Source organism: Sphingomonas sp., assembly GCF_035944535.1.
Taxonomy (GTDB): Bacteria; Pseudomonadota; Alphaproteobacteria; order Sphingomonadales; family Sphingomonadaceae; genus Sphingomonas_B.
Window position 1 is genome coordinate 67,018 of sequence record NZ_DASZBC010000005.1, and the last position, 25,232, is coordinate 92,249.

General features: G+C 65.9%; 25 protein-coding genes and 1 other RNA gene. 13 read left to right on the top strand and 13 right to left on the bottom strand.

Annotated features, from left to right (window positions below; all coding sequences use genetic code 11):
- Positions 1-15 precede the first annotated feature (15 nt).
- Positions 16-741: a Bax inhibitor-1/YccA family protein gene (locus tag VGT77_RS03970; RefSeq protein WP_327459796.1), complete on the bottom strand. Its 726-nt coding sequence runs from the start codon at positions 739-741 to the stop codon at positions 16-18.
- Positions 742-979: 238 nt separating this feature from the next.
- Between VGT77_RS03970 and thpR the strand changes: the two genes are divergently transcribed.
- From thpR to pnp, 6 genes are all read left to right on the top strand, one after another.
- A complete protein-coding gene (gene thpR, locus VGT77_RS03975; RefSeq protein WP_327460121.1) occupies positions 980-1,525 on the top strand; it encodes an RNA 2',3'-cyclic phosphodiesterase in 546 nt (181 codons plus the stop codon).
- 31 nt (positions 1,526-1,556) lie between these two features.
- Positions 1,557-3,830, top strand: coding sequence for a phosphoenolpyruvate--protein phosphotransferase (gene ptsP, locus VGT77_RS03980; RefSeq protein WP_327459798.1), 2,274 nt, complete (start codon positions 1,557-1,559; stop codon positions 3,828-3,830).
- Between the two features lie 62 nt (positions 3,831-3,892).
- Complete coding sequence (locus VGT77_RS03985) at positions 3,893-4,672, top strand: helix-turn-helix domain-containing protein (protein WP_327459800.1); 780 nt, start codon at positions 3,893-3,895, stop codon at positions 4,670-4,672.
- Between the two features lie 4 nt (positions 4,673-4,676).
- A complete protein-coding gene (gene truB, locus VGT77_RS03990) occupies positions 4,677-5,561 on the top strand; it encodes a tRNA pseudouridine(55) synthase TruB (RefSeq protein ID WP_327459802.1) in 885 nt (294 codons plus the stop codon).
- Between the two features lie 14 nt (positions 5,562-5,575).
- The gene (gene rpsO, locus VGT77_RS03995) at positions 5,576-5,845 is read left to right on the top strand and encodes a 30S ribosomal protein S15 (RefSeq protein WP_327459804.1); all 270 of its coding nucleotides are present in this window, start codon (positions 5,576-5,578) and stop codon (positions 5,843-5,845) included.
- 146 nt (positions 5,846-5,991) lie between these two features.
- The gene (gene pnp / locus VGT77_RS04000) at positions 5,992-8,364 is read left to right on the top strand and encodes a polyribonucleotide nucleotidyltransferase (protein ID WP_327459806.1); all 2,373 of its coding nucleotides are present in this window, start codon (positions 5,992-5,994) and stop codon (positions 8,362-8,364) included.
- Between the two features lie 264 nt (positions 8,365-8,628).
- On the opposite strand, the gene VGT77_RS15585 is transcribed toward pnp, so the two are convergent.
- From VGT77_RS15585 to VGT77_RS04010, 3 genes are all read right to left on the bottom strand, one after another.
- Positions 8,629-8,973 carry a DUF6894 family protein gene (locus VGT77_RS15585; protein WP_414713355.1) on the bottom strand — a complete coding sequence of 115 codons (345 nt, stop codon included), beginning with the start codon at positions 8,971-8,973 and terminating at the stop codon, positions 8,629-8,631.
- Between the two features lie 43 nt (positions 8,974-9,016).
- Positions 9,017-9,388, bottom strand: coding sequence for a hypothetical protein (locus VGT77_RS04005; RefSeq protein WP_327459808.1), 372 nt, complete (start codon positions 9,386-9,388; stop codon positions 9,017-9,019).
- 252 nt (positions 9,389-9,640) lie between these two features.
- Positions 9,641-9,808 carry a hypothetical protein gene (locus VGT77_RS04010; RefSeq protein ID WP_327459810.1) on the bottom strand — a complete coding sequence of 56 codons (168 nt, stop codon included), beginning with the start codon at positions 9,806-9,808 and terminating at the stop codon, positions 9,641-9,643.
- A 455-nt stretch (positions 9,809-10,263) separates the two neighbouring features.
- On the opposite strand from VGT77_RS04010, the gene VGT77_RS04015 reads away from it, so the two are divergent.
- Positions 10,264-10,452 (top strand): hypothetical protein, encoded by a 189-nt coding sequence (locus tag VGT77_RS04015; RefSeq protein WP_327459811.1) that lies wholly within the window; start codon positions 10,264-10,266, stop codon positions 10,450-10,452.
- A gap of 158 nt (positions 10,453-10,610) precedes the next feature.
- On the opposite strand, the gene VGT77_RS04020 is transcribed toward VGT77_RS04015, so the two are convergent.
- Positions 10,611-10,907: a hypothetical protein gene (locus VGT77_RS04020; RefSeq protein ID WP_327459813.1), complete on the bottom strand. Its 297-nt coding sequence runs from the start codon at positions 10,905-10,907 to the stop codon at positions 10,611-10,613.
- A 30-nt stretch (positions 10,908-10,937) separates the two neighbouring features.
- Between VGT77_RS04020 and VGT77_RS04025 the strand changes: the two genes are divergently transcribed.
- Positions 10,938-11,147, top strand: coding sequence for a hypothetical protein (locus tag VGT77_RS04025; RefSeq protein ID WP_327459815.1), 210 nt, complete (start codon positions 10,938-10,940; stop codon positions 11,145-11,147).
- Between the two features lie 520 nt (positions 11,148-11,667).
- Here VGT77_RS04025 and VGT77_RS04030 read toward each other — a convergent pair.
- From VGT77_RS04030 to ssrA, 5 genes are all read right to left on the bottom strand, one after another.
- Positions 11,668-13,065: a TolC family protein gene (locus tag VGT77_RS04030; RefSeq protein WP_327459817.1), complete on the bottom strand. Its 1,398-nt coding sequence runs from the start codon at positions 13,063-13,065 to the stop codon at positions 11,668-11,670.
- Positions 13,062-14,105, bottom strand: coding sequence for an efflux RND transporter periplasmic adaptor subunit (locus tag VGT77_RS04035; protein WP_327459819.1), 1,044 nt, complete (start codon positions 14,103-14,105; stop codon positions 13,062-13,064). The genes VGT77_RS04030 and VGT77_RS04035 overlap by 4 nt, the downstream gene beginning before the upstream one ends.
- Positions 14,089-15,780, bottom strand: a complete 1,692-nt coding sequence (locus tag VGT77_RS04040; protein WP_327459820.1) for an ABC transporter ATP-binding protein — start codon at positions 15,778-15,780, stop codon at positions 14,089-14,091. Before VGT77_RS04040 ends, VGT77_RS04035 begins: the two co-directional genes overlap by 17 nt.
- A gap of 234 nt (positions 15,781-16,014) precedes the next feature.
- The gene (locus tag VGT77_RS04045; protein WP_327459822.1) at positions 16,015-16,323 is read right to left on the bottom strand and encodes a hypothetical protein; all 309 of its coding nucleotides are present in this window, start codon (positions 16,321-16,323) and stop codon (positions 16,015-16,017) included.
- Positions 16,324-16,459: 136 nt separating this feature from the next.
- Positions 16,460-16,801: a transfer-messenger RNA gene (gene ssrA, locus VGT77_RS04050) on the bottom strand.
- 139 nt (positions 16,802-16,940) lie between these two features.
- Between ssrA and VGT77_RS04055 the strand changes: the two genes are divergently transcribed.
- Positions 16,941-18,806 (top strand): ABC-F family ATP-binding cassette domain-containing protein, encoded by a 1,866-nt coding sequence (locus tag VGT77_RS04055; RefSeq protein ID WP_327459824.1) that lies wholly within the window; start codon positions 16,941-16,943, stop codon positions 18,804-18,806.
- A 98-nt stretch (positions 18,807-18,904) separates the two neighbouring features.
- Here the strand turns inward: VGT77_RS04055 and mscL are convergent, their stop codons facing one another.
- A complete protein-coding gene (gene mscL / locus VGT77_RS04060; protein WP_327459826.1) occupies positions 18,905-19,336 on the bottom strand; it encodes a large conductance mechanosensitive channel protein MscL in 432 nt (143 codons plus the stop codon).
- 118 nt (positions 19,337-19,454) lie between these two features.
- On the opposite strand from mscL, the gene VGT77_RS04065 reads away from it, so the two are divergent.
- From VGT77_RS04065 to VGT77_RS04080, 4 genes are all read left to right on the top strand, one after another.
- Complete coding sequence (locus VGT77_RS04065) at positions 19,455-20,051, top strand: LemA family protein (RefSeq protein ID WP_327459828.1); 597 nt, start codon at positions 19,455-19,457, stop codon at positions 20,049-20,051.
- Between the two features lie 131 nt (positions 20,052-20,182).
- A complete protein-coding gene (locus VGT77_RS04070) occupies positions 20,183-21,016 on the top strand; it encodes a TPM domain-containing protein (RefSeq protein WP_327459830.1) in 834 nt (277 codons plus the stop codon).
- Positions 21,016-21,687, top strand: coding sequence for a hypothetical protein (locus VGT77_RS04075; RefSeq protein WP_327459832.1), 672 nt, complete (start codon positions 21,016-21,018; stop codon positions 21,685-21,687). Before VGT77_RS04070 ends, VGT77_RS04075 begins: the two co-directional genes overlap by 1 nt.
- 100 nt (positions 21,688-21,787) lie before the next feature.
- Entirely contained in the window at positions 21,788-22,306 is a 519-nt protein-coding gene (locus VGT77_RS04080) for an NUDIX hydrolase (RefSeq protein WP_327459834.1), read from the top strand.
- Positions 22,307-22,323: 17 nt separating this feature from the next.
- Here VGT77_RS04080 and VGT77_RS04085 read toward each other — a convergent pair whose 3' ends face one another.
- Positions 22,324-22,605, bottom strand: a complete 282-nt coding sequence (locus VGT77_RS04085) for an ETC complex I subunit (RefSeq protein ID WP_327459836.1) — start codon at positions 22,603-22,605, stop codon at positions 22,324-22,326.
- A 124-nt stretch (positions 22,606-22,729) separates the two neighbouring features.
- Positions 22,730-25,231 carry an ATP-dependent helicase HrpB gene (gene hrpB, locus VGT77_RS04090; RefSeq protein ID WP_327459838.1) on the bottom strand — a complete coding sequence of 834 codons (2,502 nt, stop codon included), beginning with the start codon at positions 25,229-25,231 and terminating at the stop codon, positions 22,730-22,732.
- Between the last annotated feature and the right edge of the window lies 1 nt (position 25,232).

Consider the following 25,232-nt stretch of genomic DNA (forward strand, 5'->3'; position numbering starts at 1 on the left):
CAGAAGGTCGGTCGCTTATTCGCGGCTGCCCATGAAGTTCAGCAGGAAAGTGAACATGTTCACGAAGTCGAGGTAGAGCGACAACGCGCCCATGATGACAGTCTTGCCCATCATGTCGGTGCCCGCGACATAGGCGTACATGCTCTTGATCCGCTGCGTGTCATAGGCGGTCAGGCCCGCGAACAGCAGCACGCCGATCACCGAGATCGCAAAGCCGAGCGCGCTCGACTGCAGGAAGATGTTGATGATCACCGCGACCAGAATGCCTACCACGCCCATGATCAGGAACGTGCCGAAGCCCGACAAATCCTTTTTGGTCGTGTAGCCCCACAGGCTCAGGCCAGCGAAAGCCGCCGCCGTCGCGAAGAAGGTCTGCGCAATCGAGGTGCCGGTGAAGACCAGGAAGATGGACGACATCGACAGGCCCATCACCACCGCGAAGGCCCAGAACAGCGCCTGCGCCGTGCTCGTCTTCAGCCGGTTGATGCCGAAGCTCAGCACCATCACGAAAGCGAGCGGCGCCAGCATGATCAGCCAGCGCAAGGGTGTCGCCAGCACCTGCTGCGCGAGACCCGAGCTTGCGAAGGCCAGCGCGACAATGCCGGTCAGCAGGACTCCGGACGCCATATAGTTGTAAACGGACAGCATATAGCTCCGCAGGCCAGCATCATAAGTGGCCTGACGGGTTCCGACCGACGACGGCGCCGATACGGTCGCACGGGGGTCAGTCCAATTTGCCATCGAAGTAACTCTCCTTTGCCCGGCACAGTGCCGGATGGCCGGAATATCGTTCTTCAAGCGTTCGCTTTCAAGCGAAACACGACATGGAGACATTTTGTTACAAAGGTTCCGTCTTGGGCGTCATCCCGAACTTGTTTCGGGATAAGGCTTCCGGCGGGCTGAACTTCGACGGGTAGATGGCGCTTGGGACCACCCTTATCCCCGAAACAAGTTCGGGATGACGGTGTATAGTCGCCCCATGCACCGCCTCTTCGTCGCCATCCGCCCGCCTGTGGCCATACGCGAGCAGCTACTTGATCTGATGGAGGGCGTATCCGGCGCCCGCTGGCAGGATGACGAGCAACTGCACATCACCCTGCGCTTCATCGGCGAAGTCGATGCGAGGGTGGCGGACGATGTGGCCGCGGCACTCGGTACGGTGCTTCATTCGGCCTTCGAGATCGCGCTGGACGGCTTGGGCAAGTTCGGCTCCCGCGGCCGCGTCAATGCGCTCTGGGCCGGCGTCCGGCCGCACGATCAGCTGGCGCACCTCCACCGTAAGATCGACCACGCGCTGGTCCGCGCCGGTCTCGAGCCTGAACGGCGGGCGTATCTGCCCCACATCACTGTGGCCCGCTTCGGCCGGGACATCGGCGGACTGGACGGTTTTCTCTCCCTTCACGCAGGTCTGACCAGTCCGCGCTTCGCCGTTACGGAGTTCGGCCTCTACGAAAGTCATCTGACTCAAGCCGGCGCGAGTTACGAACTGGTCGAGCGTTACGCTTTGCGCAGCGAATTGGCCTGACGCGCGGCACCTGCTTTGCTAGCAGGTGAGCATGCCGGTCAGCACCGCAACCTCGGCCCGCGAAATCCTTACGCGGCTTCACGACGTGATGGCGTCGCGCGCCAATGCGCAGACGAAGCTCAACCAGGTCGTCAACATCATCGGCGAGGCGACATCGAGCGAGGTCTGCTCGCTCTACCTTCTGCGCGACGGCGTGCTTGAACTGTTCGCGACGCGGGGCCTCAGCCAGGAAGCAGTTCACGTCACCAAGCTCGCGCTCGGGGAAGGCCTGGTCGGATCGATCGCCGAACGGGTCGAGATACTGAACCTCGACGAAGCCGCTTCCCATCCCGACTTCGCCTACAAGCCGGAGACGGGCGAAGAGCGGTTCCACAGCTTTGCCGGCGTTCCGATCATTCGCCGCGAGCGCGCGGTCGGCGTGCTCTGCGTCCAGCATACCGATCCCCGGCGGTACGAGGATGTCGAGATCGAGGCGCTGCAGACGGTCGCGATGGTGATCTCCGAACTGATCGCCAATGCCGGACTGGTCGACGGCGCGGCGAGCGGCAGCAGCCGCCCTGCTTCGACCGCCGCATTGCGGCTTGCCGGCCAGAAGCTTGTTGACGGCATGGGACGGGGCGTCGCCGTCTTTCACCAACCTCGCATCACGATCGAACACACCGTTGCGGAGGACACAGAGGCCGAGCGGCGGCGGGTCTATTCCGCCTTTGCCCGGATGCGCGAGCAGATCGACACCATGGCGGCGCAGGCCGAGTTCGGCGTCGGCGGCGAGCATGACGAGGTCCTCCAGACCTACAAGATGTTTGCCTATGACGAGGGCTGGTCGCGGCGCATCAACGAGGCGATCGACAGCGGCCTGACCGCCGAGGCGGCGATCGAGCGCGTGCAGCAGCGCACGCGGATGCGGATGCGGCAGATCGACGATCCGCTGCTCGCTGACCGCATGCACGATCTGGAGGATTTGGCGAACCGTCTGCTCCGCATCGTCTCCGGCCAGCTCGGCACCGCCGCGCAAATGGGATTGCGCCAGGACACGATCCTGATCGCGCGCAATTTGGGGCCGGCTGAACTGCTCGAATATGATCGGCGGCGGCTGAAGGGCGTGATCCTGGAGGAAGGATCGCTGACCGCACACGTCACCATCGTCGCGCGGGCGATGGGTGTGCCGGTGCTTGGCCGCGTCAAGGATGTGCGGCGCCTGATCGGCGAAGGCGATCTGTTGCTGCTCGACGCCAATCAGAGCGCTATATTCGTGCGGCCCAGCACGTCGATGGAGGAAGCGTTCGAAGCGAAGCTGGCACTGAGCCAGAAGCGCCGCGCGTCTTATGTTGCCCAGCGCGCCCTTCCCCCGGTCACCAAAGACGGTCAGCGCGTGACGGTGATGGTCAACGCCGGGCTGCGCGACGACGCCGCCGCGCTCGACCTGACCGGCGCCGACGGCATCGGGCTGTTCCGCACCGAGTTCCAGTTCCTCGTCTCCGCCACCCTTCCGCAGCGCGAGCGTCAGCAGCGGCTCTACCGTGACATATTGGATGCGGCGCGGGACCGGCCGGTGGTTTTCCGTACCGTCGACATCGGGGGCGACAAGGCGCTGCCCTATATGCGCGCCGACGATATGGGCGAGGAGAACCCGGCCATGGGCTGGCGCGCGCTCCGCGTCGCCCTGGAGCGCGATGGCTTGATGAAGGCGCAAGCGCGGGCGCTGCTCGAGGCGTCCGCTGGCCGTACCCTGAACGTCATGTTCCCGATGGTGTCCGAGCCGTGGGAGTTCGACCAGGCCCGGTCGATCTTCGAGGCGCAGCGGGAGTGGATTGCCTCGCGGCATCGCCCTCTGCCGACCCAGATCCGCTACGGCGCCATGCTGGAAGTGCCCGCGCTTGCCGAATGGCTGGACGTGCTGCTGCCAAAACTCGACTTTCTCTCGATTGGAACCAACGACCTCACTCAATTCCTATTCGCGGCCGACCGCGCGCACCCGAAGCTTGCGGAACGCTATGACTGGCTGTCCCCGGCCATTCTACGCTTCCTGCGGCGCGTCGTCGTCCCGGCGCGCGAGCACGGCGTGCCGGTGACCGTGTGCGGCGAGATGGGCGGACGGACGCTAGAGGCCATGGCTCTGCTTGGCCTGGGCATCGAGCGGCTTTCGATCACGCCCATCGCGGTGGGTCCGATCAAGGCGATGGTGCGCTCGCTTGACCTTGCTGCCCTGCGCCCCGCGATGGACGGGTGGCTTGCAAACCCTCCCTCGAACATGCGCCAGACGCTCACCGACTGGGCGGAGCGTCATGCAGTCGAGCTGGCGTGAGTTGACAAGCGCGGCGGCCTCTTGTGACAAGCGCGACAGGGCGCACCCCGTGGAGAGGGTCAATGGACGGAACTGAGGCGATCGAGGCCGGCGCCCTGAGCGCAGGGTCGCAGCTTCGCGACGCGCGCGAACGGGCGAAGTTGAGCCTGGCAGAAGTCGCCGCCCGCACGCGCATCCCTCAGCGACATCTTGAGGCGATAGAGCGCGACGACTTCAACGCACTCCCGTCAACGACGTACAGCGTCGGCTTCGCACGCGCCTTTGCCCGAACTGTGGGCGCCGACGAGGTCGCCATCGCAGCTTCGGTCCGCGCTCAGTTGGAGCAAAGCGGCCGCGAACGGCACGCTTATCAGGCCTTCGAACCCGCCGACCCGGCCCGTGTGCCGCCGCGTTCGCTCGCCTGGGTCGCAGCTTTGGTGGCCGTACTGATCCTCGCGGGTTACGGAATCTGGCGGGCGAGTTGGAGCAGCGAGGACGACGCCGCGCCGATTGTGACGGCCGCGCCCAAGGCGACACCGCGACCGGCCCGTGGGCCCACTCCTGCTGCGGGGCCGGCCTCTGGCCCTGTCGTACTGACCGCCACCGATGAGGTCTGGATTAAGGTCACCGATGCGAGCGGAAAGGCGTTGGTGCAGAAAGCGTTGAAGGCAGGCGAAAGCTACCAGGTTCCGGCGGATGCGCAGGAGCCGAAGCTCACCTTCAGCCGGCCAGAGGTGTTGAATGTAACGGTCGGCGGCGTCGCCCTCCCGCCGCTCGGCCCACCCGCAAAACTGGTCAAAAACGCGCTGCTGACTCCTGAGGGGTTGCGCGCGCGGGCAGCCACGGCGACGCCCACGCCCTGAACTGGTGCACGGCTGGATCATTCTGGACAAACCGCTGGGACTCGGTTCCACCCAGGCGGTTAGCGCGGTCAAGCGGGCGCTGCGCACCGGCGGTTATGGCAAGCTGAAGGTCGGCCATGGCGGCACGCTCGATCCGCTCGCTTCCGGCGTGTTGCCGGTTGCCATAGGCGAAGCGACGAAGCTCGCCGGCCGCCTGCTCGACAGCGACAAAATCTATGGTTTCACGATCCGCTTCGGCGAGGAAACCGACACGCTCGACACCGAAGGGCGGATGATCGCCCAATCCGACGTGCGCCCGACGCTGGAAGAGATAGAAGCAGTGTTGCTGCACTTCACCGGTCCGATCGAGCAGGTGCCACCAGCCTATTCCGCGCTTAAGGTCGGTGGCGAACGGGCCTATGATCTTGCGCGCGCCGGTACGGAGGTCTCCCTGGCCTCACGATCCGTGACGGTGCACACGCTCGAAGTTGCAAGCCAAGCGTCTACCGACGAAGTCACGCTTACCGCCCATGTGTCCAAGGGCACCTATATCCGCTCGCTCGCCCGGGACATCGCGCATGCTCTTGGAACGGTCGGTCACGTTACTTATCTCAGGCGCACCAAGGCGGGGCCATTCACCCTGGCCCCGGCGATTTCGATGGACAAACTGGACGAACTCGCTAAGGGGCACGCGCTTGAACAGATACTTCTGCCGTTGAGGGCGGGGCTGGACGACATCCCGGCTCTTTCCCTCACCCCCGATCAGGCAGGGCTGCTCCGTAGTGGGCAGCAGTTGGTCGGGATCGCCGCTTCCGATGGCCGATGCTTGTGCGTTCTGGACGAAACTCCGGTGGCGCTGGCGGAGGTTCAATCCGGCATTGTCCGGGTGGTGCGCGGCTTCAACCTCTAATCGAAAGGACCACGATGTCGGTTACCGCAGAGCGCAAGCAGGCGCTGATCCAGGACAATGCCCGCGCATCGGGCGACACCGGTTCCCCCGAAGTGCAGGTCGCCATCCTGACCGAGCGCATCCAGAACCTTACCGAGCATTTCAAGACGCACGCGAAGGATAACCATTCCCGCCGTGGCCTGCTGATGCTGGTCAACAAGCGCCGCAGCCTTCTGGACTATCTCCGCAAGAAGGATGCCGAGCGCTACACCGCTCTCATCGCGAAGCTCGGCCTTCGCAAGTAATCGGGACGGCCGCCGAATGGCGGCCGTTTCTCTATCCGCGGGCTGCAATTCGGCGCCCTCGGCTGAGCCGCATCGGCTCACCTAACGGACCCATGACGGGTCCATGACAGGCCCCGCGGGAAGGTCCCGCGGATGAAGGAAACCAGATGTTTGATGCAAAGAAAGTGACGATCGAGTGGGGCGGAAAAACCCTTTCACTCGAAACGGGCAAGGTTGCCCGCCAGGCCGACGGCGCAGTGATCGCGACCCTCGGCGAGACTGTCGTGCTGTGCGCTGTCACCGCCGCCAAGTCGGTCAAGGAAGGCCAGGACTTCTTTCCGCTGACGGTCCACTATCAGGAAAAATTCTCCTCCGCGGGCCGCATTCCCGGCGGCTTCTTCAAGCGCGAGCGCGGCGCCACTGAGCGTGAGACGCTGATCAGCCGCTTGATCGACCGTCCGGTTCGGCCTCTCTTTCCTGAGGGGTTTTATAACGAGATCAACTGCATCGCGCAGGTGATGTCCTATGATGGCGAGAATGAGCCGGACGTGCTGGCGATGATCGCCGCGTCGGCCGCGCTCACCCTTTCGGGCGTGCCGTTCATGGGCCCGATCGGCGCCGCCCGCGTCGGCTACAAGGACGGCGAGTATCAGCTCAACCCGTCCGACGCGCAGGTGAAGGAAGGCGAGCTCGACCTGGTCGTCGCCGCCACCCAGGACGCCGTGATGATGGTCGAATCCGAAGCCAAGGAGCTGTCGGAAGAGGTGATGCTGGGCGCGGTCATGTTCGCTCACCGCGAGAGCCAGAAGGTGATCGACGCGATCATCGACCTCGCGGAGCAGGCGGCGAAGGACCCGTGGGACCTTGCTCCCGTCGAAGACCAGGCCGCGACCATGGCCAAGCTGAACGACGTGATCGGCGCCGACATCGCCGCGGCATACAAGCTGACCAACAAGTCGGAGCGCCAGAACGCGCTGAACGAAGCGCGCACCAAGGCGCGCGAGGCCTTTGCCGACTTGAAGGAAAGCGATCCCGCCCAGTATCTCGGCACGCTGAAGCTGGTGAAGAAGCTCGAGGCCAAGATCGTCCGCGGCGCGATCCTGAAGGACGGCCGCCGCATCGACGGCCGCGACACCAAGACCGTTCGTCCCATCCAGGCGGAAGTCCACTTCCTGCCGCGCGCGCACGGCTCCGCCCTGTTCACCCGCGGCGAGACCCAGACCATCGCCACCTGCACCCTCGGCACCAAGGACGCAGAGCAGATGATCGACGGGCTGAACGGCCTCTCGTACGAGCATTTCATGCTGCACTATAACTTCCCGCCCTATTCGGTCGGCGAAGTGGGCCGCTTCGGCGCGCCGAGCCGCCGCGACGTCGGCCATGGCAAGCTCGCCTGGCGGGCGCTGCATGCAGTGCTGCCGACCAAGGACGAGTTCCCCTACACGATCCGCGTCACCTCAGACATCACCGAGTCCAACGGCTCCTCGTCGATGGCGACGGTGTGCGGCGGCAGCCTTGCGCTGATGGACGCCGGCGTGCCGATCAAGCGCCCTGTCTCCGGCATTGCCATGGGCCTGATCCTGGAAGGCGAGGAGTTCGCAGTTCTCTCGGACATTCTCGGCGACGAGGATCATCTGGGCGACATGGACTTCAAGGTCGCCGGTACGGAAGTCGGCATCACCTCGCTGCAGATGGACATCAAGATCGCTGGCATCACCGAGGAAATCATGCGCACCGCGCTTGCCCAGGCGAAGGACGGCCGCGCGCACATCCTTGGCGAAATGGCCAAGGCTCTGGGCGAGACCCGCTCCGAGCTGTCGGCGCACGCGCCGCGCATCGAGACGATGCAGATCGACAAGGCGAAGATCCGTGACGTGATCGGCACCGGCGGCAAGGTGATCCGCGAGATCGTCGCCCAGACCGGCGCCAAGGTCGACATCGACGATGAAGGCCTGATCAAGATCAGCTCGTCCGACCTCGACCAGATCGAGGCCGCGCGTAACTGGATCCGCGGCATCGTCGAGGAACCGGAAGTCGGCAAGATCTACACCGGCAAGGTCGTCAACATCGTCGATTTCGGCGCGTTCGTGAACTTCATGGGCGGCAAGGACGGCCTAGTCCACGTCTCCGAGATCAAGAACGAGCGCGTGGCCAATGTCGGCGAGGTCCTGTCCGAAGGCCAGGAAGTAAAGGTCAAGGTACTGGAAGTGGACCAGCGGGGCAAGGTTCGCCTGTCGATGCGCGTCGTCGACCAGGAAACCGGCGCCGAGCTGGAAGACACGCGTCCGGCCCGTGAGCCTCGCGAAGGCGGCGACCGCGACCGTGGCCCGCGTGGCGACCGCGGCCCGCGCCGCGACGGCGATCGCGGCCCACGCCGTGACGGCGACCGCGGCGGCCGTGGCGGCGACCGGGGTCCGCGCCGGGATGGCGAGCGGAGCGACCGTGGCCCGCGCCGCGAAGGCGGACGCTCGGACGGCGCCCGCGACGACGGCCCCGAACCTGAGTTCGCGCCGGCCTTCCTGAAGGGTGGCGACGAGTAAGGCTTGGGTTTTGGCCCTGAGCGAAACGAAGAGGCCCCGCAGCGATGCGGGGCCTTTTTGGTTTGGCTCTTTGAGGCGAAGGGGTCTCGTCTCTGGCCGCGGGTTCGCGCCCACATCCGCCCTTCACAGACTGCGCCCAGGATGACCGAAACTGGCCGGAAGCGTACGGTCAGCTCCTGGCCCGAGGCCCGAGAAAGCGGAATCTCGGTCCAATCGCAACGCGGCGTCCGCTAACGACCTAAAGCGGACTCGTCGCGTCACCGACTACCGACCCCCAGTGGCCCCTTCGGTCGCAAAGAACCGCAGCTCGGAAAGCGTCAAGTCCCTGTCATCGGTGACGCGCATGATCCATTCGCTCGACTGCCAGAAGGTTTCCGGCTTCTCGGAAAGCAGTGAACCGGCGAACCGAGCGGCCTCGCGCCGAGCCTCAGCAAGGGTGTCCTGGACTGTGCCCTGGAGGTCTGGGTACTCAGCCCATCCTGCACGTGGAAGAAGTAGCGAGTCATGATAGCTCCAGCCGATCAGGCGGGAGCGCAAGGGCCTCTCAGTCGCCGAGGCCTGCAAGCCGTTCCGGACGATGCTTGCTATGCGAGGTATCCGAAACAGCAATACCAGTCCTGACGGTGAAACAACAACCTTGGGGGGGCTTCAGCTAGCGGCTCAACTGATCTTCCGTCATCGTAAAGCCTATCAGATTGCACTCTTCGCGGATCAATTGCGCGGGGCGTCCCATGCGAGCCGAGAGGTTGGTCAAACCTTCACCGCCACGCGCGAGCGACAGCATCACTGCTCGTTCCATATCCGACCACGGCTTGGTCCTTCTCGGTGGAACGCCTTCCGCTATCTCGGGCGCGGGACCGTCCGCCTTGAAGGCGCCGTGATCCCATCCGGCCGCCCAACTTCGCGCCTCCACATGCGCACTCGGATAGGGACAGGTTTCACGATCGAGCTGGTCGCGAAACGCGGCCATCCCCTGTGCAAACGGGTCTGACCGCCCGGACCCCGAATAATCGTTGTCGTTCACCTAGACAGTTCCCCGGGTGCGGAGCGGCACCCGAGTTATTTTGCCCGCCAAGATTTGCGCCTTGAAAGCTCTGGCAAATTGGGACGCGGCATCAGCGCTAGCGAACACGACCCTGGTCCCTGCAGGGTGCAGCGACTCTATCGATGTTATCCGCGCGTTCTGCCTCGATGCAGCGGCCTCTACTTCCGCCCGGCTGACACTCAGATTCAATGCTCGGCTCATGCTGTTTACACTCCTTTTATGAAGTCTTGCTCAGGCAGTCGCGATCTGGTGCACGTCGCGGTGAGGGTAGCGCGTATCCATTAGTTTTTGGGCGAAGCGGATCGCATTCGCGACATGCGTTGAACGGTTTGCAGGCGTGCCAAACCTGGCCTGGAGCAGCGCTTGCTGCTCGCCAGCCAGGAGCTTGATGATATCCATGGTATTGGCTTCCCTTTGCGAAAGCCGGGATCAGCTCTCTGTCACGGGAAGCGCGCCACGACCGCACGTGATGTCAGGGCTGTAGCATGTCTGCCTCCAAAAGACCGCATGTAATTGTCATCTCTAATTGGCTCCTCACGGATAAAGGGGAAGCCAGGCGATGGTTTGCAAAAAACAATGCGAACCTTTCATTGAACCGTGTTACAAGAGCACATCACCGGAATGATTTACGCTCATCTCGTGACAGAAGGGATTAATCCTTTCGACAACGAAGGAGCTTTTCGCATGAACTTTCGGACAACGTCGGCAGAGGATGGGCTCAGGCTCCCCGATATCGGTACAACAGCTCAGATTCTCCGTCATGACGCTGCCCAAGCGGCGGCTCTTGCGGCGACGAACGTTCGCGGCACCAAGGGTGCCGGGCGAAGATCGTGAGCAAATAAAGGAGGCCGAAGATGGCGAACATCACCAGGACTGTCTCAGACCCGTTCTCGGACGAGGCGGCCGACATGGAGCGGCTGGGCATCACCGAGACAACTGCCACCTATTACCACTGGAAAGGCTATCGCTACACGACCGCAAGGGATGCATTGCACGCGGCGAGGCGGGCCGAAAGTGCCAGAGGAGCGATCATCAGTGGCTAACCTGCTCCACGACCTGATTGGCCGCCATACGGCCGACCCGGCTCGGAACCATTGGGATCGGGGCCGCTTCGCCAGCGCATGCGCAACGTGCGGGCGAGCAATGGAGAAGCTCCCCGGCCTTGATTGGAAGGTGACCCGCGAATCTCGTTCAGCTTGACCTATCCGGCAGCGGCTTGGACAGCATCCCTGTCTATGGCTGCGTCGAGTTCACTCGGCTTCACATCTACTGTTCTGACCTGCCCAAGGGTCTTGACCAGCAGAAGGGTGCGCACGCGGCGATATACAGTTTGATCGCCCATTTCGCTGACTTCCTCGTCAGTCTCCAGCTCGTAAGTGCCAGCAGGGAAGGTTTCATCGATGCCCTTGAAGCGAGCCGGATAAGCAAAGGCGATCGTCGTCCGGGTCGTACGCATGACGCGCTCCTCCAAGCCAAGCTGGACATCGACGACATTCATCAATGCCGTACGCGGCGAAGGAGACTTATCATGGCTCTCGATTATGACCGCACCCTTTCGCGGCTTTGCGACGAACGTGAAGATGTCCGCATCCAGCTCAGCCTAGCCGGCGACGTACCCCGCCCCGATACAAGGGTTCTGCTCACCGGCCGCGCCCGGCTGATCCTCTTGGAAGCCGACATCGTGGCCCGCCGCCGCGTACTCGGCCATGCGAAGCCCATCCAAGTCGCGCTGACCTAGTTGGGGGAGTGTATCCGTCAGGTCTGCCACCCCAACGAGCCGAGGGCGACGGCCCGCTTTCCACCCGTCTCGGACGGTCGCCTGGATCTCGCGTGCGCCCGCCCCGGAATGTCCAGAATGGGTCGATAGCGGACATAAGCCAAGCTTCCTGAACGAGTGTTAGATTTCCGGGAGCGCTGGCGGCGCCTCTAGCGTCCCACGTGGGCGCACAGCCGACGCGGAGTGAATCCGCGTCGTCGATCGGCACTGTGGCGCCGCCGTCCGGCCGCGTGCGTTTGCCGTAGCTTTGCCCACCGAACGGGGCTGCGCGCCCGCAGCCCTCGCACGCGGCGCTGCCCTGCACGGCCTCTACCGGCATATCTCGGCTGCCTCATTAGGCGGGGGGCGGGTCGGTCATGTCGAAGAAGTTTAGCGCGTGCCATCGAGGAACTGCTGGCGGCGCTGACCAAGCGGCTTGCGCAATTCGGCGTGCGGATCGAGGCGGAGCGGGCACCAGGCGGCATGGCGCGGCCGGGGGTGTCTAACGCGGATCGAGTTTGAGCGTGGCGAGATCGCCGGTCGCGGCGGCGAGCTCCGCGCGGGCGGCAGCGATGCGGGCGCGGGCGTCGATCAGGCGCACGGCGGCATCGGTCGCCACTTCCTCGCGCTGATTGACCAGGAAGAAGTCGCTCGAGCCGAGCTCGAAGCGGCGACGCTCGGCGGCGGCGAGGCGAGCGGCCAGCGCCTGCTCCTCGGCCGCCGCCATGACGAGCCGCTCGGCAGCACCGATCGTGATGACGATGCCCTCCACCTCGACGGCGATCTGTTCGCGCAGGAAGCGGGAGCGGGTCTGCAGCGCGTCCATTTCGGCGCGAACCTCGGCGACGCGTCCCTTGGCGGCGCGGTTCTGCAGCGGGACCGAAAAACGGACGCCGACGATCGCCTCCAGCGGCGTGCGGCTGCTGCCGCCGCGGCCTTCGTCGCCCAGATCCTTGCTCGCCTCGCCGCGGAGATCGAGCCGAGGGCGCAGGTCGTTCTCGGCCAGCGCGAGCCGCGTTACGGCCTGGTCGATGCGCCGCAGCAGCAGGGCGAGATCGGGGCGGGAGGCGGTGCCGGGGGCGGTCAGGGCGTTCAGCTGGGTGAGGGCGTCGGCGCTGGCGGGGAGCCGGTCGGGGGCGGCGAGCACCGGACGCCCGTCGGCGTCACGCAGGAACAGCGACAGCGTGTTGGCAGCGGCGGCGAGCTCCTGCTCGGCGCGTACAACCAGTGCGCGGCGGCGGACCAGATTCTGGTCGGCTTCGGTGAGGAGGATGTCGGGGCGGGCGCCGAGCTGGACCTGGCGGGCGATGGCGCCGCGACGGTCTTCGGCTAGGTCGAACAACTCACGATAGGCGCGCAGGCGCAGGCCAGCGGCAACCCAGGCCTGATAGGCGTCGATCGCGCGGCGCTGCACGCCGATCGCGACCGCCTGCGCCTCGAAGCGAGCAATGTCGATATCGGCGGCGGCAAGACTCTGGCGGGTGCGGCGTTCGTCGACCAGCCGGTCGCGCAGCAAGGAAAAGAGGCCGCCGACCTTGATCTCACCCAGGCGGTTGGTGAAGGCCTGGTCCTCATAGATGGGAAAGCCGCCGCGCGAGACGCGGTAACCGCCATAGAGATAGCCGCCATTAGCCGTCAGCGGTCGCGTCGCGCGCGCGTCGACGACGGTGCCACCATAGAAGCCGGCCACGCGGCTCCGCGCGTCGACATCGAACACGGTGTCGAACGCGCCTTCGGCCGACAGAGCGCGACCTTCGGCCTGGCGGACGCGGGCGAGCGCCTCCACGATCTGCGGCTGCGATCGGGCGGAGGATTGCAGCACCTCCTCCAGCGACAGCGGCGCGGCGCCCACAGGCGCAGCGAGGACCAGGAGAGCGAGGAGGAGGAGGAGGAGCCTCACTGCTTCTGCTCCTTCTCGTCCGGCCCCGCCTGCGGCGCGGCGCCGAAGTCGAGCGGGAAGTCGTTCAGCTGACGCCAGAGTTCGTAGCCGGAGGTGACCGTCTCGCCCTGGATCCAGCCGCGCACCTTGCCGCCGGGGCGGACATAGCGGGCGCCCGGCCAGGCAGGCTTGCCCGGCATCGGCTCGACGATGACGCGGAAAAGCCCGTCGGCGCGCGCGGTCGGATCGAGCGCGCGGACGCGACCGTCGAACAGCCCTTGCGCCAGCGAGGGCCAGCCGCTGAACTGGATTGCGGGCCAGCCCTCGAACTCCAGCCGCACTGGACGGCCCGGTCGGACCAGCGGCACGTCGCGGCCGTCAACGTAGAGTTCGACGGCGCGCTCGACCCGCTCCGGTGCGACGATGGCGAGCACGGACCCGGCCGAGACATAGGCGCCACCGGCCGCTGCGTTCAGCTGCTGGACCCGGCCGGCGCGCGGCGCGCGGACCAGCTGGGCAGACTGGCGGTTGATCTGCACGTCGATGCGGCTGAGCTTCGCCCGTGCCTCGGCCAGCTTGGCGCCCGCATCGGCGACCTTGATCTGCGCCTGCTCGTAATCGCGCCGCGCCGCCAAGCCTTCCGAAAGAAGCTGGGCGGTGCGGCGCACATCGATGCCGGCGACAGCCTGGGACTGACGGGAGGCGGCAATCTCCGCTTCCACCTGCGCCCGCTCCGCCGCCAACCGGGCGAGCAGGTTCGGGTCGACATCGACGACGCGGGCGATCGGAGCGCCCGCTTCGACATATTGACCGTCCTGCACATACCAGCGCTCAACCCGGCCCTGAACCAGCGCCGTCACTTCCTGAGGCCGCTGATCGGGATCGAGCGCAATGACTGCCCCCCTGCCCTGCGCGGTCTGCACCCAGGGCACATAGAACAAGATAGCGATGGACACGGCCATGCCGACCAGCAGCATCCAGGCGAGCGCAACCGTCGCTCGCGGCGGCCGCAGCGATGCCAAGGTCTGAAAATGCGCGATATGTTCAGGCCGATACGGCATGCGTTCCCGCCCGTGTGCGCATGAAGGATTGCAGATCGCTCAGAGTGTCGAAGCGCTGCTGACGCTCTCGCCCCAGCCAGAACCAGCCATCGAGCGTGATCGCCTCCGGCCGCCCGGTGCACAGGATCACGCTGGTCCCGCTCCGCCGCAGCAGGTCGAGCACCTGCAGCAGCCGCTCGCTCGGCATCACGTCGAATAACTGCCCGAGCATCAGCACTCGCGGCCGGCTGAGCAGGGCGTTGGCAAGCTTCAGCTCCATCATCTCGCCGATCGAAAGCGGCCAGCCTGATGCGGCGAGCTGCGTATCGAGGCCCTTTGGCAGCGTCGCGATCCGCTCCATCAGCCCGACCAGTTCCAACGCGTCGAGCATGGCGCTGGGCGGCGCATCGGGCGCTGCGAGCGTCAGATAATCGCGGATCGTCACCTCGACGATGCTCGGCCGGTCGAGCACCATTACCTCGGAGCGCAGCAGATACATGTCGAGCACACCGAGATCGGCGCCGCCCACGGATACCAGCCCCTGCGTCGGCGTGACATGGCGCTTCAGCACCATCGCGAGCAGGCGGTCGATGCCCGGCTCCGGTACCGCCACCAGCTGCTCGCCCGCGCGCAGCTCGAAGTCGAAAGCGGCGCCGTCCACGGCGACGCCGCGCAGCCTGACGGCGCCGTCGCGGGGACGCTCGCCGCCGCTGCGGGCCGGCTCCTGAGGAATGGCGAAGAGCAGCGACAGTTCCTCTGACGAGGCGACGAGGTCATAGAAAGTGTCGAGATACCAGCCGAGCTGAGAGATGCCGTAGAAGACGCCCGAGAGGATCAGCTCCGCCGCGACAAGCTGGCCGATCGACAGCTCTCCCCGCAGGATCAGATTGCCGCCCAACGCCAGCAGGGCTGCGCTCGCGACGGCATAGATCAGGAAAAAGGCGAGCGTCTGGGCGAAGCTATAACGGAAATAGCGTCGATGCGCCGCGACATAGGCGGCGGTCACCGTCTCCGACCGGTCCATCGCGAAGCCGAGATGGTGGCTGGACTTATAGAAGCCGTTGGAGCCGCCGACGCTCTCCAGCCAGCGCGCGGTGTCGTGCTTGGCATGGCTGAGCGCGACCCGCGAGGTGATCGCGCCCCGCCGCCAGACCAGCCAAACCGTCGCAAGCACCGTCACCAGCGCCAGGTTGAAGGCGAGGAAAAAGGGATGGTAGAAAGTGGTGATGGCGAGCCCGACTGCCCCCTGCAGCACGATCGTGAACGCGCCGATCACCAGGCTGGGCACCGCCTTCTGCACGGCGGTGAGATCGAAATAGCGGTTAAACAAATCGCTCCGATTGGCGTCGCCGAAGAACGGGTTCTGCGCGTGCACAGCACGAATCGTGATCTCGGCAACGACGCGCGCGAACACCCGACGCTCGAATGCGGCCATCAGGTGCACACGAAAGGCGCTGAGCGCCGCCACCAGCAACAGCAGCAGCAGCAGCACACCAGACAAGGTCCAAAGCGGCGCCGGCAATGCAGTGTTGGCGACGCTGTTGATCAATAACTGTACGGAGATCGGGGTCGCCAGCGACAAAAGGCTGATCGCGACAGTATAGATCGCGCCAAGGCGGATATAGCCGAAGTCCGGCCCGACAATCTCCCGCAACCAACGCCCGGCCTGACGGAATCCGATCGTGTCCCTGGTCATCGAATGCGACGATCGTCTGGGCGTGAGTTCATGACGCGGGGCCCGTTAGCCAGACCGTTGCTCAATCTCCAGTTTCAAAGTGTTGCTATATTGCCGGATTGTTTCAGCGGCCTGCCCGAAGTGCATGGGTCTGGAGGGCGGCGGATGCAAGTCGGCCGGCGCCCCCTGAGGAACGCCGGCCAGTGCGACCCGAGTGTGTCGGGTTATTCTATGCTGCCGTCGAGTGACGTTGAATTAACGCGCGTTTTTGACCGGTGTTCCCGGATCGCCGGCGACGAGCCTATTCTTTTGCGCGTCGGTGAGCGCGTTAGGATCGAGTTCGGACTCGCGGATTGCCTCCGCGCGCTCCTCGCCGGCCTCGCGGACGGTGCGGGCCTGCTGCTCGACGACATTCTGCTGCAGCGCGTTGGTCATGGAGCGGCCGGCTTCTTCCATCGCATCGGCGCGGCTGTCGGCACGTTCCTCCACCTGCTCGGCAATCTCTTCCTTTTCGCTGCAGGCAGAGCCAAGCGCGAGGGCGAGGATGGCGATCGTGCGTCGCATGGCTTTGGCTCCTCGGTTGCCGGTCAAGCGGATCAAGCGCGCCGCGGCCGCGCGATGTTCCGCAGGGATCGACGAATCCAGTGTCGAGAGCGATGAAAGTGGGGAGCTTCTGTTGCTCGGTGCTCCCCGTACCGCCGGAATCCGCTTCTGTTGCCCGGTGCGGCCCGAACCGCGCTTTTGGCCTACTTAATCTTACCCGTGAGGGTTGGGATTAAGCAGCAATCGCGAGCGCCTCGTTATCGTTGGCACTTGTGTATGGGCCGTCACGGTGGTCCCATTCCGAGCGAAAACAGCGCTTTTCAACACACGTCGATCCTGGTTCGGCCCCGTCAGGAGACCGCTTGACGCGGGCTTCTGGTGGAGCCGCCGGGTACTGCCCCCGGGTCCGCTGCGCCTATTGTACGCCGCAGTTTATCGCCATAGCCGAGCGAGCCCGGCACTACGGTATATAGGTGTCGCAGGCCGCGACGCCAAGTCCGTCTCGCCTACCCCGATTTCCGATTTCCTCGTCATTCCCGCGAAAGCGGGAACCCAGCTTTCTCTTCCCTTCTGGGTCCCCGCTTTCGCGGGGATGACGATTTAAGTGAAGCGCATCCTGGGCTAAGGGCTGCGCGATCATGCTTAATCTCAACAACATCACCGTCCGCCTGGGCGGCGCGACGATCCTGAACGGTGCCTCCGCCGCGCTGCCGCCGCGTGCGCGAGTAGGGCTGATCGGCCGTAACGGCGCTGGCAAGACGACTCTGATGCGGGTGGTCGCCGGCATGCTGGAGCCGGACGAAGGGGGTGCGGAGATGCCGCGCGACGCCCGGCTCGGCTATATCGCGCAGGACGCGCCGGCAGGCAGCGCGACGCCGCTGGAAACGGTGCTGGCTGCCGACACCGAGCGGGCCGCGCTGCTGGCGGAGGCGGAGGACGCGGGCGGCGACCGGCTCGCCGAAATCCATGAACGCCTGCAGGCGATCTCGGCGCACTCCGCAACGGCGCGGGCGGCGCGGATCCTGGTCGGCCTCGGCTTCGACGAAGCGGCGCAGCACCGGCCGCTCGACAGCTTCTCGGGCGGCTGGCGGATGCGCGTGGCGCTCGCCTCGCTGCTCTTCTCGCAGCCCGACCTGCTGCTGCTCGACGAGCCGTCCAACCACCTCGATCTCGAAGCGGTGCTGTGGCTGGAGGACTTTCTGCAAAGCTATCCGGCGACGATCCTGGTGGTCAGCCACGAGCGCGACTTTCTGAACAAGATCGTGACGCACATCCTCCATCTCGATCGCGGCAAGCTGACGCTTTACCCGGGCGGCTATGACGCGTTCGAGCGGCAGCGCGCCGAACGCCAGGCCCAGCTCGCCTCCGCACGCGCCAGGCAGCAGGCGGAACGCGAGAAGCTGCAGGACTATATCGCCCGTAATAGCGCCCGCGCCTCCACCGCCAAACAGGCGCAGTCGCGGGCCAAGGCGCTCGCGCGGATGCAGCCGATCGCCGAATTGCTCGACGACCCGACGCTTTGCTTCGACTTCCCGAGCCCCGACGCGCTGCGGCCGCCGCTGATCACACTCGACATGGCGGAGGTGGGCTATGCGGAGACGCCGGTGCTCAAACGGCTGAACCTGCGCATCGACCCTGACGATCGCATCGCGCTGCTCGGCCGCAACGGCAATGGCAAGACGACGCTGGCGCGGCTGCTCGCCGCCCAGCTGGCGCCGATGGCGGGCGCGATCAACGCCTCGGGCAAGATGCGCGTCGGCTATTTCACTCAATATCAAGTGGAGGAGCTCGACAGCGCCGATACCCCGCTGGAGCATATGACGCGGGCGATGAAGGGCGCCTCACCCTCCGCGGTGCGGGCGCAGCTCGGCCGCTTCGGCTTTTCGGGCAGCAAGGCGACGACGCAGGTCGGCAAGCTTTCGGGCGGCGAGCGGGCGCGGCTGGCGCTGGCGCTGATCACCCGCGATGCGCCGCACCTGCTGATCCTCGACGAGCCGACCAACCACCTGGACGTGGATGCGCGCGAGGCGCTGATCCAGGCGCTGAACGGCTATGCGGGTGCCGTGCTGATCGTCAGCCACGACCGGCACATGGTCGAGACCACGGCCGACCGGCTGGTGCTCGTTGACCAGGGCACAGCACGCGAGTTCGACGGCTCGCTCGATGACTATGTTCGCTTCATCCTCGCCAGCGACGGTTCGCCGGAGCCGAAGCAGGACAAGGCAGCGCGCAAGGACCAGCGCCGGGCGGCTGCCGAGGCGCGGGAGCAGTCGAAGCAGTTGCGATCCCGCGTTCGGGCGCTGGAAGCGGAACTGGCGCAGCTGACGGCGGAGCGAAGTGCGGTCGACCGCGCCTTGTTCGATCCGTCAAGCGCCGAACCAGCGCTCGCCAAACTCTCCACGAGCGAACTGATGCAGCGGCGCGGACGGCTGGAAAAGGCGATCGAGGAGCGCGAGGCGACCTGGCTGGAGATCAGCGAGGCGGTCGAGGCGATCGCGGCCTAACGCCCCCTAATCGTCATTGCGAGGAGCGCAGCGACGAAGCAATCCATGCAGCTCATGGGCCGCACTGGATTGCTTCGCTGCGATCGCAATGACGAGTGTCAGACCTCCCGCCCCTTCAACTCGTCCCGTATCTCCCTGAGCAACACCACTTCTTCCGACGTCGCTGGTGTTTCGGCGTCGTGGCGCAGCCTGGTGCGGGTGGCGAAGCGGACGAGCTGGTAGATGATGAAAGCGAGGATCAGGAAGTTGATCACGACCGTCACGAACCGTCCCCAGCCGAGCATCAGCGCCCCTGCCTTCTTCAGCGCCTCATAGTCGGTCGGCGAGCCCGTATAGCCCGTGGGCACGGGGCCGAGCAGGACGAACTTGCGCGAGAAATCCAGGCCGCCGGTCAGCGCGCCGATGATCGGCATGATCACATCTTCGGTCAGCGAGGTCGTGATCGTCGCAAAAGCCGCGCCGACGATCACGGCGACGGCAAGGTCGAGCACATTGCCTCTGGCGATGAACTCACGGAAACCCTTCAGCATCCTTCCCTCCCGCTGGAACGCACATCCAGCCTCTTCCGTTACAGCGCCGAAAGCAACGGCGATTGCGCGGGGGATGCGCGCGGTGTATTTCCCCAGCAACACACCGGGAGGAGATTGCATGTCTTCACGTCTGTTTGCCGCCCTGGCCGCACCCACCCTGGCCCTTTCCGTCTCGGCCTGCGGCATCAACACCGTACCGGCGTCCGAGGAAGTGGCGAAGGCGCGCTGGGCCGATGTGCAGGCCGCCTATCAGCGCCGCGCCAGCCTGATCCCGAACCTGGTCGCCACCGTGAAGGGCGCGGCGGCTTCCGAAGAGCGGATCCTGACTCAGGTTACCGAAGCGCGTGCGAACGCGACCCGGATCACGGTCAGCCCCGAACAACTGAGCGACCCTGCCGCGATCGCGCGCTTCAACGAAGCGCAGGCGCGGCTGTCCGCCTCGATCATCCCCCTACAGCGGCTGCAGGAACAATATCCGCAGCTGCAGAGCCAGGGTAACTTCCAGACGCTGATGAGCCAGCTGGAAGGCACCGAAAACCGGATCAACATCACCATCCGCGACTATAACGAGGCGGTGCGCGAGTATAACACGCGCATCCGCACCTTCCCCGACCTGATCGGCGCCAAGCTGGTGCACGGCGCCAAGCCGCTGGTGCCGTTCCAGGCGACCACGCCCAATGCCGACCAGGCACCGACCGTGGACTTCGGTAAGTAAGGCAAAAAGCCCTGTTCACATCTCCCACTCCGTTCGGGCTGAGCCTGTCGAAGCCCTCCCTTTCTTTCCGGGAATCCAGAAGGAAGAAGGGAGGCCTTCGACAGGCTCAGGCCGAACCCGGTTGGTGGTCCTTGTGGGCCCTCGCCCTTCTGCTCCTCGCCTCCCCCGCACTCGCCCAAACCTTCCCGCCCCTTTCCGGCCGCGTCGTCGATGCCGCCAATCTGCTCAGCCCGGAGCAGGAAGCGGCGATCGCCGCCAAATCGGAGACGCTTGAGACTTCGACCAAGCGCCAGCTGGTCGTCGCGACCATTCCCGATCTGCAAGGCTATCCCATTGAGGATTATGGCTATCGGCTCGGCCGGGAGTGGAAGATCGGGCAGCAGGGCGCGAACAATGGCGTGGTGCTGATCGTCGCGCCCAACGACCGGAAGATGCGGATCGAGGTCGGCTATGGCCTCGAGCCCTATCTAACCGACGCCCTGTCTTCGGTGATCATCCGGGAGCAGATGCGGCCGCGTTTTCAGCAGGGCGACTTTCCAGGCGGCATTCAGGCGGGCGTCGATGCGATCATTGCACAGCTGCAACTGCCGCAGGAGCAGGCGCAGGCCCGCCAGGACCAGATATTGTCGGAACAGCGCGGGCAGAACAGCCGGCCTTCCCAAGGCGGCGGCCTGCCCCTCGGACTGATCTTCTGGCTGATGGTCGCCGGGTTCGTGTTCCTGTCGATGCGGCGCGGCCGCAAGAAGCGCGGAGTGTTCGGCTCGCGGCGTTACTCGCGTGACAGCAATTGGCCGATCTGGCTGTGGGCCGCGAGCGAGATCGCCGGAAGCGCCGCACGCGGGCGCAGCAGCGGCGGCATCTTCGGCGGCGGCGGTGGGGGCTGGGGCGGAGGCGGCGGCTGGGGCGGAGGCTTCAGTGGCGGCGGCGGATCGTTCGGGGGCGGCGGCGCCTCGGGGGATTGGTGATGCTGACGGTGCAGGATCATGAGCTTGTCGCGGCGGCTATCGGCGAGGCAGAGACGCGGACCGACGGCGAGATATCGGTCGTGGTGGCGCCGGAGTCCGATAGCTATGCCGATGCCGTGCTGCACTGGGCGCTGCTGGTTGCGCTGCTGCCGCTCGCCCTGTTTGCGACCTTTCCGGACCTGCTGCACTGGGCAACGGCTTTCGTTCACGAGCCTTGGGGCGACGAGGCGCCGCCGCTGCGGCTTATCGTGCTGTTCCTGTTGTTCAAAACGATCAGCGCGTTCCTGGTCGCGTGGGCCATCTTCCGGCTCCCCCGCGTCCGCATCGCGATCACGCCGCACGAGACGCGCACCCGTCGCTGCCGCCGCCGTGCGATCATGGTCTTCCAAGTCGGCACCGAGCGGCGCACCGCGACCCGCAGCGGCGTGCTGCTTTACCTCAGCATGGCCGAGCGCCATGCCGAGATCGTCGCCGACGAGCTGATCCAGTCGAAGATCGGCGGGGAGGAATGGGGCGAGGCGATGGCTGCACTGCTAGCGGGCATCCGCGCCGGACAACCGGGCCAGGGCATTGCCGACGCCGTGCGCCTGATCGGCGACGTGCTGGCGACCCACTTCCCCTACACCGGCACGGACCCGAACGAGATGCCCGATCGTCTGATCCAGCTGTAGGTGATCGTCATTGCGAGCTAAGCGAAGCAATCCGATGAGCATCCAAGCTGCTGGATTGCTCCGTCGCTTCGCTCCTCGGGATAACGGGTAAAGGAAGCCGATGAGCCAGGATGAGATCGAGACTGTCTGGTCGGGCAACTATATCGAGGCGCGGCGAAAGGGCCGCTGGGAGTTCGTCGGACGCGCCAACAACATCCATGCGGCGGTGATCCTGGCAGTGGACGATGGTCACGTCCTGCTGGTCGAGCAGCATCGGGTGCCTTTGGGCGGTCCCTGCCTAGAGCTGCCTGCGGGCCTGGTCGGCGACAAAGACCAGAACGAGACGGTCGAAGATTCGGCCGCGCGCGAGCTGGAGGAAGAGACGGGCTATCGGCCCGAGCGGATCGAAGTGATCGGCCGTTTCGCCTCATCTCCGGGCATGGTGTCGGAAACCTTCACGCTGGTGAAGGCGCATGGCCTCACCAAAGTCGGCGAAGGCGGCGGCGAGGCGAACGAAGGGATTACGGTGCATCGGGTTCCTCTCGACGAGGTGCCCGTATTCGTGGCGGCCAAGCGCGCCGAGGGCATGTTCGTCGACGTCAAGATGCTGTTGGTGCTGGCGTCGTCGATTCTTGGCTAAGTCCCGGTCTGGAGCTTTCAGCGGAAGTTATCCGCATAAGCCTGGAGCTTCAGCCTCGGCTGGGGCGCCGGCACGACATGGTAGCTGATGCCCTTCTTGTCGGCATATGCCTTGGCGGCTTCCAGCGTCGGGAAGTGCAGCTTCACCTGTGCCTGAGTGTCGGCAAGTCCGTTCCAGCCAGTCAGCGGATCGAGGGGCGTAGGCTCGCGCGGGATATGTTCCAGCACCCAGCGATCCGTGCCGGCACGGCCGGACTGGGTCGAGTTCTTCGGGCGCTGGAAGATGCGGGCGTCAGGCATAAGTTGCCCTTAACCTGCGTCGCGCGCCGTTTGAAGCCTCGAAGCGAAGAGGTGTTTGTTCTCACAAAGAGCACGAAGAACGCGAAGAAGGTTCTTCGTGACCTTCGTACCCTTAGTGAGAACATCATTGGCTGCGCCGCGCATCCGCCGCCTTGGTGCGAAGCGTTGGCGCCGCATTGGCGGGATCGTCGGGCCAGGGGTGTTTGGGGTAGCGGCCGCGCATTTCCTTCGCGACCGCAGCCCAGCTGCCGCGCCAGAAGCCGGGAAGATCGCGTGTCGTCTGGATCGGGCGCCCGGCGGGCGAGGTCAGGCTCAGCACAAGCGGCACGCGGTTGCGCCCGACGGTCGGATGCTCCGCGAGCCCGAACAGCGCCTGCACGCGCAGCTCGGCGGTGGGGCCGGCCTCGGCGCCATAGTCGATCGGATGGGTCGAGCCGGCGGGCGAGGTGAAATGTGGCGGTGCGAGCTGATCGAGCTGACGCTTGCCATCCCAGCCGATTAGCACCTCCAGCGCCTCGATCAGCGCGGCAGGGGCGATCGTGTCGAGACGGCGCTTGCCTGCTAGTAGCGGCGGCAGCCACTCGTCGAGCTGCTCCATGAGGCGCGCGTCGGTGAGATCAAGGCCCGCGAATGCCGCGCGGGTGCGAAGCGCCTCGGCGGCGGGTGGCCAGGGAAGAAGGTGAAGGCCGTGGGCGCGGACCCCCTCCAGCAACGCCGCTTCGATCTCCGCGGGGGCGGCATTAGGGTCGGGGCCGGACGAGAGGCGGACGGCGCCGAGACGACGCTCGCGCGTGGCGATCGCAGCGCCGGACGCGCGATCGAAAAGAACTTGGCGGACAGTCTCGATGCGATCGGCAAAGAGCTGCTCGACCGGCGCCTCGCCGATGGCCGCGGCCGAGAGAATGCGGGCACCTGATGCAGCCCCCTGCACTTCGCCGACAGCCAGCCACTGGGCGCGGGCGAGCGGTGACGCCGGGTCGAGACGGAAGCCGCGCCCGCCGGCGCTGATCCAGTCGGCGCCATCTGCCGAGCGGCGCTTCGATACGCGATCGGGGAATGCAAGGGCCACAGCCACTCCTACATCGCTCGTCCCGAGCGCAGTCGAGGGGCGATCTTCGGCAGTTGGGACACGCCCCTCGACTGCGCTCGGGACGAGTGGGGCGGTGCCGCCTCGCGCCAGTGTTCTCCAACGCCGCGCCAGTCCCCTGCCCGCTTCCGCGCGCTTGCTGCGCTCCCCACACCAGCGCTGGAGGCGCAGGTCCAGATCGGCGTCACTGCCGCCCAGCCCACGTTCCTGGAGCAGGACGGCAACCTCGGCAGCAGTGTCGAGCAGGCCGAGCGGTTCGGCCGCGACCAGCATATGGGCGAGGCGCGGCGGCAGCGGCAGCTCCGCGATGCGGCGGCCGTGGGGCGTCGGGCGGCCCTCTGCGTCGACTGCGCCGAGCGCTGACAGGCGTACCCGCGCTTCGGCGATCGCAGCTTCGGGCGGCGGATCGAGCCAGCGGAGGCGGCGCGGGTCGGCGATGCCCCAGATTGCGCACGCCAGCAGCAGGGGCGAGAGGTCCGCTTCGAGTATCTCCGGCGGATCGAAGCGCGGGAGGCCGGATGTGGCCGCCTCCTCCCACAGCCGATAGGCCACGCCCGCAGTCTGGCGCGCGGCGCGACCGGCGCGCTGAGTCACAGCCGCCTGGCTCGCCCGTTCCGTCACCAGCCGCGACATGCCTGCTTGACGGTCATAGCGCGGACGTCGCGCAAGCCCGGCGTCGATCACGACACGCACGCCGTCGAGGGTCAGGCTGGTCTCGGCGATAGAGGTAGCGAGCACCAGCTTGCGCTGGCACGGACCCGCGGGCGCGATCGCGAGGCGCTGCGCCGCGGGATCGACCTGGCCATGCAATCTGTGCAGCACGACAGTGTCCGGAAGCGGGCCGATCCGCTCGGCGGTGCGCTCGATCTCGGCGACGCCGGGCAAAAAGGCGAGGATGCCTCCATCCTCCTCCCGCAAGGCACGGCGAATGGCGGAGGCGATGGCGTCTTCGATCCGGAGCGCGGCGTCGCGGCCGAGATGACGCAGTTCGAGCGGGTGCGAACGGCCTTCGCTCTGCACCACCGGCGCATCACCGAGCAGCGCCGCATAACGCGCGCCATCGAGCGTCGCCGACATGGCGAGGATGCGCAGATCGGGACGCAGCGCCTCCTGCGCGTCGAGGGCGAGGGCGAGGCCGAAATCGCTGTCGAGGCTGCGCTCATGCACCTCGTCGAACAGCAGGGCCGAGACGCCGGCGAGTTCGGGATCGGCCTGGATGCGGTTGAGGAAAATGCCTTCGGTGAGAACCGTCACGCGCGTTCCGGCCGTGCGCTTGCTGTCCATCCGCGTCGCATAGCCGAAGCGGCGGCCGACCGGCTCGCCGGCTAGTTCCGCCATCCGCTCGGCCGCTGCACGCGCGGCGATGCGCCGGGGAGAGAGGAGCAGGATTTCGCCGCTGCACCAGGGTTCGCTCAGCAGCGCGGGGGCGATGGCGGTGGTCTTGCCGGCTCCTGGGGGCGCCACCACAACCGCGTTCGGCCGCTCGCGCAAGGCGGCGAGCAGGTCCGGCAGAACGGTGTGGATGGGAAGGTCGTGCACT

Coding starts and splice junctions, on each gene's coding strand:
- VGT77_RS04040 (WP_327459820.1), bottom strand. CDS start 15,780: ATGACCAGGGACACGATCGGATTCCGTCAGGCCGGGCGTTGGTTGCGG.
- pnp (WP_327459806.1), top strand. CDS start 5,992: ATGTTTGATGCAAAGAAAGTGACGATCGAGTGGGGCGGAAAAACCCTT.
- VGT77_RS04075 (WP_327459832.1), top strand. CDS start 21,016: ATGCTGACGGTGCAGGATCATGAGCTTGTCGCGGCGGCTATCGGCGAG.
- mscL (WP_327459826.1), bottom strand. CDS start 19,336: ATGCTGAAGGGTTTCCGTGAGTTCATCGCCAGAGGCAATGTGCTCGAC.
- VGT77_RS04035 (WP_327459819.1), bottom strand. CDS start 14,105: ATGCCGTATCGGCCTGAACATATCGCGCATTTTCAGACCTTGGCATCG.
- VGT77_RS04025 (WP_327459815.1), top strand. CDS start 10,938: ATGGCTCTCGATTATGACCGCACCCTTTCGCGGCTTTGCGACGAACGT.
- VGT77_RS04055 (WP_327459824.1), top strand. CDS start 16,941: ATGCTTAATCTCAACAACATCACCGTCCGCCTGGGCGGCGCGACGATC.
- VGT77_RS04065 (WP_327459828.1), top strand. CDS start 19,455: ATGTCTTCACGTCTGTTTGCCGCCCTGGCCGCACCCACCCTGGCCCTT.
- VGT77_RS04045 (WP_327459822.1), bottom strand. CDS start 16,323: ATGCGACGCACGATCGCCATCCTCGCCCTCGCGCTTGGCTCTGCCTGC.
- VGT77_RS04010 (WP_327459810.1), bottom strand. CDS start 9,808: ATGGATATCATCAAGCTCCTGGCTGGCGAGCAGCAAGCGCTGCTCCAG.
- rpsO (WP_327459804.1), top strand. CDS start 5,576: ATGTCGGTTACCGCAGAGCGCAAGCAGGCGCTGATCCAGGACAATGCC.
- VGT77_RS04085 (WP_327459836.1), bottom strand. CDS start 22,605: ATGCCTGACGCCCGCATCTTCCAGCGCCCGAAGAACTCGACCCAGTCC.
- VGT77_RS03985 (WP_327459800.1), top strand. CDS start 3,893: ATGGACGGAACTGAGGCGATCGAGGCCGGCGCCCTGAGCGCAGGGTCG.
- VGT77_RS03970 (WP_327459796.1), bottom strand. CDS start 741: ATGGCAAATTGGACTGACCCCCGTGCGACCGTATCGGCGCCGTCGTCG.
- thpR (WP_327460121.1), top strand. CDS start 980: ATGCACCGCCTCTTCGTCGCCATCCGCCCGCCTGTGGCCATACGCGAG.
- VGT77_RS04080 (WP_327459834.1), top strand. CDS start 21,788: ATGAGCCAGGATGAGATCGAGACTGTCTGGTCGGGCAACTATATCGAG.
- VGT77_RS04015 (WP_327459811.1), top strand. CDS start 10,264: ATGGCGAACATCACCAGGACTGTCTCAGACCCGTTCTCGGACGAGGCG.
- ptsP (WP_327459798.1), top strand. CDS start 1,557: ATGCCGGTCAGCACCGCAACCTCGGCCCGCGAAATCCTTACGCGGCTT.
- VGT77_RS04020 (WP_327459813.1), bottom strand. CDS start 10,907: ATGAATGTCGTCGATGTCCAGCTTGGCTTGGAGGAGCGCGTCATGCGT.